Annotated in this window: 9 protein-coding genes and 1 pseudogene; 5 read left to right on the top strand and 5 right to left on the bottom strand. The window is 63.0% G+C overall.

The features are described 5' to 3' along the window. Positions 1 to 284, top strand: a pseudogene (locus F2P45_RS24105) (methyl-accepting chemotaxis protein); the annotation flags it as partial. Positions 285 to 407: 123 nt separating this feature from the next. Here F2P45_RS24105 and hemW read toward each other — a convergent pair. Then, positions 408 to 1,646 carry a radical SAM family heme chaperone HemW gene (gene hemW / locus F2P45_RS24100; RefSeq protein ID WP_166880629.1) on the bottom strand — a complete coding sequence of 413 codons (1,239 nt, stop codon included), beginning with the start codon at positions 1,644 to 1,646 and terminating at the stop codon, positions 408 to 410. Further along, positions 1,643 to 2,227, bottom strand: coding sequence for an RdgB/HAM1 family non-canonical purine NTP pyrophosphatase (gene rdgB, locus F2P45_RS24095; protein ID WP_166880627.1), 585 nt, complete (start codon positions 2,225 to 2,227; stop codon positions 1,643 to 1,645). Before rdgB ends, hemW begins: the two co-directional genes overlap by 4 nt. 230 nt (positions 2,228 to 2,457) lie before the next feature. Between rdgB and F2P45_RS24090 the strand changes: the two genes are divergently transcribed. Both F2P45_RS24090 and F2P45_RS36825 read left to right on the top strand, forming a co-directional pair. Next, the gene (locus F2P45_RS24090) at positions 2,458 to 3,480 is read left to right on the top strand and encodes a transporter (RefSeq protein WP_166880637.1); all 1,023 of its coding nucleotides are present in this window, start codon (positions 2,458 to 2,460) and stop codon (positions 3,478 to 3,480) included. 38 nt (positions 3,481 to 3,518) lie between these two features. Beyond that, positions 3,519 to 4,472 (top strand): DUF3616 domain-containing protein, encoded by a 954-nt coding sequence (locus F2P45_RS36825; protein ID WP_166880626.1) that lies wholly within the window; start codon positions 3,519 to 3,521, stop codon positions 4,470 to 4,472. Positions 4,473 to 4,542: 70 nt separating this feature from the next. Here F2P45_RS36825 and rph read toward each other — a convergent pair whose 3' ends face one another. Genes rph through F2P45_RS24070 form a run of 3 tightly spaced genes read right to left on the bottom strand, consistent with a single transcriptional unit; the run spans position 4,543 to position 7,255 of the window. Beyond that, positions 4,543 to 5,271, bottom strand: coding sequence for a ribonuclease PH (rph, locus tag F2P45_RS24080; protein WP_166880624.1), 729 nt, complete (start codon positions 5,269 to 5,271; stop codon positions 4,543 to 4,545). A gap of 22 nt (positions 5,272 to 5,293) precedes the next feature. Further along, on the bottom strand, positions 5,294 to 6,244 hold the full coding sequence (locus F2P45_RS24075) for a PP2C family protein-serine/threonine phosphatase (protein WP_166880623.1): 951 nt from the start codon (positions 6,242 to 6,244) through the stop codon (positions 5,294 to 5,296). A 15-nt stretch (positions 6,245 to 6,259) separates the two neighbouring features. Further along, positions 6,260 to 7,255: a serine/threonine protein kinase gene (locus F2P45_RS24070; RefSeq protein WP_166880621.1), complete on the bottom strand. Its 996-nt coding sequence runs from the start codon at positions 7,253 to 7,255 to the stop codon at positions 6,260 to 6,262. A gap of 99 nt (positions 7,256 to 7,354) precedes the next feature. Between F2P45_RS24070 and F2P45_RS24065 the strand changes: the two genes are divergently transcribed. Beyond that, positions 7,355 to 8,242 carry a YicC/YloC family endoribonuclease gene (locus tag F2P45_RS24065; protein ID WP_166880619.1) on the top strand — a complete coding sequence of 296 codons (888 nt, stop codon included), beginning with the start codon at positions 7,355 to 7,357 and terminating at the stop codon, positions 8,240 to 8,242. Between the two features lie 247 nt (positions 8,243 to 8,489). Continuing rightward, positions 8,490 to 9,137 carry a guanylate kinase gene (gene gmk, locus F2P45_RS24060; RefSeq protein ID WP_166880617.1) on the top strand — a complete coding sequence of 216 codons (648 nt, stop codon included), beginning with the start codon at positions 8,490 to 8,492 and terminating at the stop codon, positions 9,135 to 9,137. The last annotated feature ends 33 nt before the right edge of the window (positions 9,138 to 9,170 follow it).

Raw genomic sequence — 9,170 nt, 5'->3', positions numbered from 1 at the left:
TGGTCGACAGCGTGGCGCGCGTGACCGACATCATGTCCGAGATTACGGCCGCCAGTAACGAACAGCGCGTCGGCATCGATCAGGTCAACGAAGCGATTGCGCAGATGGATCAGGTGACGCAGCAGAACGCGGCGCTGGTGGAAGAAGCGGCGGCGGCGGCCGGCAGCCTGGAAGAACAGGCGGCGCGGCTGGCGGATGTGGCTGGGGGGTTCAAGCTGGCGGCGAGCGCTGGACGGCCGCAGCAGCGGGTGGCGGGCAAGGCGCCATTGAAGCTAGCGGCTTGATTCGTCGTTCCCGCGAAGGCGGGAACCCAAGTCCATAGTTAAGCCAGCGGCTTCAGCACGAACTTAGATCCCCGCCGAGGGCCGCCTTGGCGCGGGGACGACGGGTTAGCGCGAACGGCACCCTCACGCCCCCAAAAACATTTCCTGCAAATCATTCAAAAAGCGCTGCCCCAGCTCCGTGGGCCGAATGATCTTGTGATCGCGATAAATCAGCCCCTTGGCCTCGGCCGCATTCAAGGTCTGCTCGATCGCATTGATCCCCATCCCGGTCCGTTCCCCGAACAGATTCGGTGAAAACCCCTCGGTCAGGCGCAGGGTGTTGAGCATGAACTCGAACCCCATATCGGCGCGTCCGATCTCGCGCTCTTCCTGCACCGGATTACCCGCCCGCGCCGCCTCGATGAACGCCTTCGGCTGCTTGTAGCGCGCCTGCCTCAGCACCCGGTGCGGGAACGAGATCTTCGAATGCGCGCCGGCGCCAATCCCCAGGTAATCGCCGAACTCCCAGTAATTCACATTGTGCTTCGCGCGCCGCCCCGGCTGCGCGTACGCCGACACTTCGTAATGCCCGTACCCCGCCGCCGCCGTTTCGAGCGCGATCATGTCCTGCATGTCGGCGCTGGCATCGTCATCCGGCAGCGCCGGCGGATACTTGGCGAACAGCGTGTTCGGCTCCATCGTCAGGTGGTACAGCGACAAATGCGGCGGCGCGAACGACAGCGCCGTCTCCAGGTCGAGCCGCGCCTCTTCCAGGGTCTGGGTCGGCAAGGCGTACATCAGGTCCAGGTTGAAATTGTCGAAATTCGCATGCGCGATCTCGACCGCCCGCCTCGCCTCGTTGTCGTCATGGATGCGGCCCAGCGCCTTGAGGTGCTTGCCGCTGAAGCTCTGGATGCCGATCGACAGGCGGTTGATGCCGCTGGCCCGGAACGACTTGAACTTCTCCGCTTCGAAGGTGCCCGGATTGGCTTCCATCGTCACTTCGGCGTCCACGTCCAGCGGCAGCAAGGTGCGCACGTCGGACATCAGCCGGTCCAGGCCCTTGGCCGACATCAGGCTCGGGGTGCCGCCGCCAATAAAGATGGTGTAGATCTTGCGGCCCCAGATCAGCGGCAGCGACTGCTCCAGGTCGAGCCGCAGCGCGTCGAGGTACGCTTCTTCCGGCAGCTCGCCGCGCGCCTCGTGCGAATTGAAGTCGCAGTAAGGGCACTTCTTCACGCACCACGGGTAGTGAATGTACAGCGACAGCGGCGGCAGCGCGGCCAGGTTCAAGGCGCCCGGCTGCAGGTACTGCAAGGCGCTGGCGGCCGGCGAGCGCGGTTCGGTCTTGACGGCGCTGCCCGCGACTTTGATCGGAATCATTTCAGCTTCTCTACCAGCGCGCGCAGGGCCTGGCCGCGGTGCGACAGCGCGTTCTTTTCAAGCGGCGTCAGTTCGGCGGTGCACTTGCCCAGCGAAGGAATCCAGAAATGCGGATCGTAGCCGAAGCCACCGGCGCCGCGCGCTTCGGCGACGATTTCGCCATTCCAGCGGCCGTCGGCGATGACCGGCTGCGGATCGCCGGCGTGGCGTACATACACCAGCACGCAGTAGTAGTACGCCGATTTGTCGGCGTGAGCGGCCAGGTCGGCGATGAGCTTCTCGTTGTTGCGCGCATCCGACTTCGGCTCGCCGGCAAAACGCGCCGACCATACGCCGGGCGCGCCGCCCAGGGCATTGACGCACACGCCGGAGTCGTCGGCCAGCGCCGGCAAACCGGTCAGGCGCGAGGCGTGACGGGCTTTTTCGAGCGCGTTTTCCACAAAAGTAGCAAACGGCTCGTCGGCTTCGGGGACGTCGAATTCGCCCTGCGCGTGCAGGGTAAAGCCGACGGGTGCGAGGATTTCGCCAAACTCCTTGAGTTTGCCGGCGTTGTTGGAAGCGAGGATGAGGCGTTGGGTCATAAGAGTCAGGTCTGGCGGGTGATGGATGCCAGCGGCATCCGCAAGTGCGTATTTTAGCGCCAATGGCCGGCCGGCTGGCCCGGGCGCCGCCTTTACGGGAATCCGCGGGATTTTGCGGGGCAAACACTGTACTATATCGGCATCTCAAATTGACGGTGGAAATCCGATGGCGACAGCAGCGCAACTCGACCTTGACGCCAACATGCGCGCCGGGGGCTGCCTTGCTTGAGGTGGAAAAAGTCGGACTAAGCTACGGCTCCGACCCTTCGGGGCTGGTGTGGGGCTATCTGTTCGGCGTCACGCCGGAAGCGCTGGCGGTCGATTCGGCCGCGGCGCTGGCCTGGATGCGCGACCACGCGGCCAACAATCCCTCGCAGTTCATCTGGCTGCACTTCAACCTGTCCAACGCGGCCAGCGAAAAGTGGCTGACCACGCACGCCAACCTGGCCGACGAATTCTACGAAACGCTGCACACCGGCTCGCGCTCGACCCGCATCGAACTGGCCGAAGACACCCTGATCGCGGTGGTCAACGATGTGCTGCACAATTTTTCGTTCGAAGAATCCGACATTTCCACCCTGTGGGTCAGCGTGGCGCGCAACGTCGTCGTCAGCGCCCGCCGCAAGCCCTTGCAGTCGATCGAGCGCGTGCGCCAGGCGGTGCGCCAGGGCGAGCCGGTACGTTCCTCGGTCGAACTGCTGATCCACCTGCTGCGCGACCAGGCCGACGTGCTGGTGAAAATCGTGCGCGACGCCGTCGAACGGGTCGACGACATCGAAGACAAGCTGCTGGCCGACCGGCCCACCGCCAAGCGCGAAGACCTGGGCGCCATGCGGCGCGTGCTGGTGCGCCTGCAACGCCTGCTGGCGCCCGAGCCGGCCGCCCTGTTCCGACTCCTGCAACGCCCGCCCTCGTGGATGGCCGACCTCGACACCCAGGAGCTGCGCGAAGCGACCGAGGAATTCTCGGTGGTGCTGAGCGACATGTCGTCGCTGCAGGAACGCATCAAGCTGCTGCAGGAAGAAATCGCCGCCCGCGTCAGCGAGGAAACCGGGCGCAGCCTGTTTATCCTGACGATCGTGACGGTGCTCGCGCTGCCGATCAATATCATTGCCGGCATGCTGGGCATGAACGTGGGCGGCATTCCGCTGTCGCACCACCCGGCCGGCTTCTGGATCATCGCCGGGATCATCGCGACGTTTACGGTGGTGGCGGGGTGGCTGGTCACGCGTGCGGCGCGGCGCCTGCGTTAGCATTTATGATGGCGTTTTGACAAACGCCGGAGAATGACGTGACACAGCACAAAGAAGGCACCAGCGCCACCCTGATCGCGGACGCGCTGCACCCCAGACTGGAAGACCATTTTACCTATCGCGGCATGTGCGACGCCTCGGCCGCCGCCGCGCTCGGGGAAGACCTGTTCGTGGTCGCCAACGACGAACGCAACCAGCTCAAGATCTACCAGCGCGGCGTGGCCGATGCGGTGGAGGTGGTCGACCTGTCGGAGTTCTTGGGCACCAAGAAGAACAAGGAATCGGACCTGGAAGGCGCGGCCACCATCGGCGCTCGGATTTACTGGATTACCTCGCACGGCCGCAACAAGAAGGGCGAGGTGCAGGAGCGCCGTTTCCGGTTTTTTGCGACCGAGGCGGGCAAAGCGAATGGCAAAGGAAAGGCGCGCCTGGAACCGGTCGGCCAGGCCTACAGCGGCCTGCTGGACGATATGATCGAGTCCAGCCAGCTGAAAAAATATCCGATTGCGCAGGCCTCCGGGAAGACCCCCGAAGCCGATGGCGCTTTCAATATCGAGGGGCTGGCGGCGACGCCGGAAGGAACGCTGCTGATTGGCTTGCGCAATCCGGCGCCCGAGGGCAAGGCGCTGGTGGTGCATTTGCTGAACCCGGAAAAGGTGGTCGAGGGCGAGCGGGCCGAGTTTGGCGAGGCCTTCGAGCTCGATCTGGGCGGGCTGGCGATTCGCAGCATGGAGCTGGTGGGACTGGCATACATGATCGTGGCGGGCCCGCCGGCAGATCATGGCGAGTTTGCGCTGTATCGCTGGTCGGGCAAGGCGCAGGACGCGCCGGAGCAACTGGTGCACGAGGATTTTGACGATGTGCGGCCGGAGGCGCTGTTTGCCATTCCCGGGACCCGCAAGGTGCAGATTCTGAGCGATGACGGCGGAGCGCATGTGAAGGAAATGGCGGAGGAAGAGCAGACGTTCAGGAGTATTACGGTGGTGTTGTAGCCGCCGCCTGTCGTTCCCGCCGAGGGCCGCCTTGGCGCGGGAACGACGGTTTTAAAGGTAGCGGGAACGCTTAAATCCCCAGCGCCTTCTTCTGCAGCGCGATAATGTCCGCGATCCCCGCCTGCGCCAGGTCCAGCAAACGGTTCATCCCGGCCCGGTCGAACGCCGCGCCTTCGGCCGTGCCCTGCACTTCGATAAAGTGCCCGGCTTCGGTCATCACCACGTTCATGTCGGTGTCGCAGCCCGAATCCTCGACGTAGTCAAGGTCGAGCACCGGCATGCCCTTGTACACGCCGACCGAAATCGCCGCCACAAAGCTCTTCACCGGCACCTTCGGAATCGCACCGCTGGCCACCAGTTTGCTGAACGCGTCATACGCGGCCACCATGGCGCCGGTAATCGACGCCGTACGCGTGCCGCCATCGGCCTGGATCACATCGCAATCCAGATTCAAGGTACGCTCGCCGAACGCTTCCAGGTCGAACGCGGCGCGCAGCGAGCGGCCGATCAAACGTTGGATCTCTTGCGTGCGGCCGCTTTGCTTGCCGCGCGCCGCTTCCCGGTCCATGCGCGTGTGAGTCGAACGCGGCAGCATGCCATATTCGGCCGTCAGCCAGCCCTGCCCTTTGCCCTTCAAAAAGCCCGGCACTTTCTCTTCGATGCTGGCCGTGCAAATGACCTTGGTGTCGCCGCACTCGATCAATACCGATCCTTCGGCATGCTTGGTGTACTGGCGCGTCAGGACGATGTCGCGCAGCTGGTCGACGGCGCGGCCGCTCGGACGTGATTCAAATGTCATGTAGTACCTTGTAAAAGCAGGCTTACTTCAAAACCTGGGATGATTTTTCGATGGCGTCGCGGATCTCGGCAATCGCCTTTTCGATCTCGTCGTCGTTGAAGGCGTCGATTTCGAGCGGCTGTTCCGGCTCCGGGGCGCTCAGGATCGTGGTGCTGACCAGGTTCTCGGGCAGCATCATGGTCGAAATGACCGCGGCGCTGCCGTCGGTGTTCACGCCCGCCGTTTCCACTTCGGGCGAACCTTGCCACATGATCGCCAGCGCGGTCGTGTTGTCGCAGGTATCGCCACCGATGGTGATCGCGGTGCTGATCATGTCGGGAATCGCGCGCACGATGGTCTGGGTCGAGAGGCGATGGACGATCTCTTCGTCCGGCAGCATCGACCACAAGCCGTCGGAGCACAGCATGACCACGTCGCCCGTCAACAAGCTGACCTGGCGCGAGACTTCGATCTTCGGCAGCGAGGAAGCGCCGATGCAGTTATACAGCTTGTTGCGGTCCGGGTGGGTCGCGCGTTCGGCCGGATCGGCCAAACCCTGGGCGATCAGGTGCTCGATGTGCGAGTGGTCGCGCGTGCGGCCCAAAATCTGCCCGCGCCGCAGCCAGTACAGGCGCGAGTCGCCGCAGTGGGCCCAGATCGCGGTGTTGTGCTGGATCAGGCAGGCCACCACCGTGGTGCGCGGCGTGTCGGGCATGTTGTTGGCGATGCGGTAGCGATGGATTTCATCGTGCGCTTCGAGAAACGCCTCTTCCAGAAAGCGCTCCGGCTTGCGTACATACGGCGTGGCGTGCTGCTGGAACATGCTCGACATGGTCTGGAGCGTGATGGCCGCGGCCATTTCGCCGCGCAGGTGGCCGCCCATGCCGTCCGCCAGGACCAGCAGCAGCGCGTCGCGCGTGAAGCTGTATCCCATCCGGTCCTGGTTGACCTTGCGGCCGCCGAGCTGGCTTTCCTGATAAACGGAAAATTGCATAGATATCTTTCTGGATCAGGTGTTTTTATCGTTGACTTTTTTGCGGCCGAGACTACCCAGACGGTCGACCAGGCCGCGTACCTGGCCGCCGATCTTCTCCAGGCCGCGCGGCGCTTCCGGCTTCTTGGGCGGCGGCAGCGCCAGTTCCTTTTGCAGCGCGAACAGGCTTTGCGGACGCGCCAGCGGGTCCATGTCGAGGCAGTTCTTGACCATGCCGATCAAGGCCGGCGAAAAGCTGCCTTCCAGGCGCGCATAGTAGCCCGGCATCTTGTCTTCGGTCTTGCGCTGGTCGGCCGGCTGCGGCGGGGCGCCGGCCATGCAGGCGAACATGGTCGCGCCGATGCTGTAAATATCCGACCATGGTCCCAGCGCCGCCGTCTTCGAGTACAGGTCCGGCGGGGCGAAGCCCGGCGTGTACATGGGCGTGAGTTTGGGAATGTCGGCGTTGATGGTCTGGCGCGCGGCGCCGAAGTCGAGCAGGATCGGCGAGCCGTCGGTGCGCAGGTAAATATTGGCCGGTTTCAGGTCGAGGTGCAGCAGCTTGTTGGCGTGCACTTCGCGCAGGCCGCCGCACACGCCCAGGAAAATCTGGCGGATGAAGGCTTCCGACAGGCGGCTGCCCTTGCTGCCGAGGCGGGCGATGTGTTCCTGCAACGAGTGGCCCGATTCGTAGCCCATCACCATGTACACGGTGTCGTTGGCGCGGAAAAAATTCAGCACGCGCACCACGTTCGGGTGGGAGATCAGCGCGAGCGCCCTTCCCTCCTCGAAAAAGCACTTCAGGCCGATGCGGAAAACGGGCAGGTTGGGCGGCGAAATCACCGGGACGAGCTCGCCGGGCTGGCGCAAAGCGAGGGAGCTCGGCAGGTACTCTTTGATGGCGACCGCGTTCCCCTCGGCGTCGTAAGCGAGATATACAATACTGAACCCACCGGACGCAATTTTCTTTACAATGCGATATCCGGCAATTTCAAGTCCATCGGGCAGGGGAGCGTTATTTTGTGCAGCCATCAGTGTGTGTTCCTTGCTTAACACGGCGATTGTGTGGATAAATCACGGCTTTGTAAAGAAAAGATAAAAATACCGGGGACTCCATTGAGCATTTCTAGCATGACAGGTTACGCGGTGGCCACCAGCGAAGGCGCGGCGGGCACCCTTACAATTGAAATCAAGAGCGTTAATTCGCGCTTTCTGGACCTGCAGTTCCGCATCAACGACGAGTTGCGCGCGCTTGAACCGGACCTGCGCGCCGCGATCATGGCCGCCATCACGCGTGGCAAGGTCGAGGCACGCCTCTCTTTCGGGCGCAAGGTCGCCGGCGGCTCGCAAGCGCTCAATGCGGCCATGCTGGCCGATCTGGCGCGTTTGCAGAACGAAGTGACCAAGCATTTTGTCTCGGCGCCCTTGATGACGGTGGCCGAGCTGCTGCGTTGGCCCGGTGTGGTCGAGGAAGCCCAGGTTGGCCAGGAGTCGCTGCAGGCCGACGTGGCCGCGCTGACCGCCACCACCGTGGCGGCGTTCGTCGACAGCCGCCGGCGCGAGGGCGCGGCGCTCGAAGCGATGCTCGTTTCGCGCATCGATGCCATGGATGTCATCGTCAAGCGCATCACGCCGCTCATCCCCCAGGTGATCTCGCAGTTCCAGCAAAAGGCCGTCGAGCGCATGCAGGATGCATTGGGACTGGCCGGGCATGGCACGCCGTCGACACTCACGCGCCAGGAAGCGTTCGAGCGGATTCGCCAGGAAGTGACCTTGTACGGGATCCGGATCGATGTGTCGGAAGAGTTGTCGCGTTTGTCGGCGCACCTGACCGAGACGCGGCATATCCTCAAAAAGGGCGGCCAGGTCGGCAAGCGGCTCGATTTCATGATGCAGGAACTGAACCGCGAAGCCAATACCCTGGGCGCCAAGGCGTCGGTGAAGGAACTGGCCGACGCGTCGATGGAATTGAAGCTGCTGATCGAACAGATGCGCGAGCAGGTGCAGAATCTGGAGTAGTTTTTACCCGACACCTCACCGCCGCTAGCTTGTCGCCACCCGCTAGCACGTCGTTCCCGCGCAGGCGGGAACCCAAGTTACTTGCGCAGCCAATGGCTATGTGACGAACTTGAGTTCCCGCCTTCGCGGGAACGACGGTTTTAGGGGTAGCGTAGCAAGACACTGCGCCAGCCCTGGTACTTTGTCACCGTATTTTCGTCGTAAATAATCGCAATAACGCACCAACCCGTACTCAAGAAAGACACTTATGCCATCTCCTACCCCCGGTTTTTCAGGCAGCCTGTTCGTTGTCGCCGCGCCTTCCGGCGCCGGTAAATCAACCCTGGTCAACGCCCTGCTCGCGCAGGAACCTGGCATCAAGCTGTCGATCTCGACCACCACGCGCCCTCCCCGCCCGGGCGAACAGGATGGCCGCGAGTACCATTTCACCACCGCCGACGACTTCGTCGAACGCGCCGGCCGCGAGGAATTCCTCGAATGGGCCGAAGTGCACGGTAATTACTACGGCACCTCGCGCCTGATGGTCGAAAAGGAAATGAAAGCCGGCACCGACATCCTTCTGGAAATCGACTGGCAAGGCGCGCGCCAGGTGCGCAAGCAGTTTCCCCAGGCCGCCGGGATCTTCATTTTGCCGCCCTCGATCGCCGCCTTGTCCGAGCGTTTGAACAAGCGCGGGCAGGACGAACCGCACATCATCGAACGCCGCCTGCTGGCCGCCGGCGGCGAGATCGCTCACGCTCCCGAGTTCGAGTATGTTATTATCAATGAAGAGTTCAACGTCGCCTTGTCAGAGATAAGCGCGATTGTCAGAGCGACACGCAGCCGTTTTGCACAACAAGCTGCGCGTAACGCCTCGCTATTTGCCCAACTGGGTATCCATGCGCAACAATCGTGAAACAATCGTGACACGGCACACACCGTCATATTG

This window comes from Massilia mucilaginosa (genome assembly GCF_011682145.1).
Lineage (GTDB): Bacteria > Pseudomonadota > Gammaproteobacteria > Burkholderiales > Burkholderiaceae_D > Telluria_A > Telluria_A mucilaginosa.
This window is presented reverse-complemented; position numbering and strand designations above follow the sequence as displayed.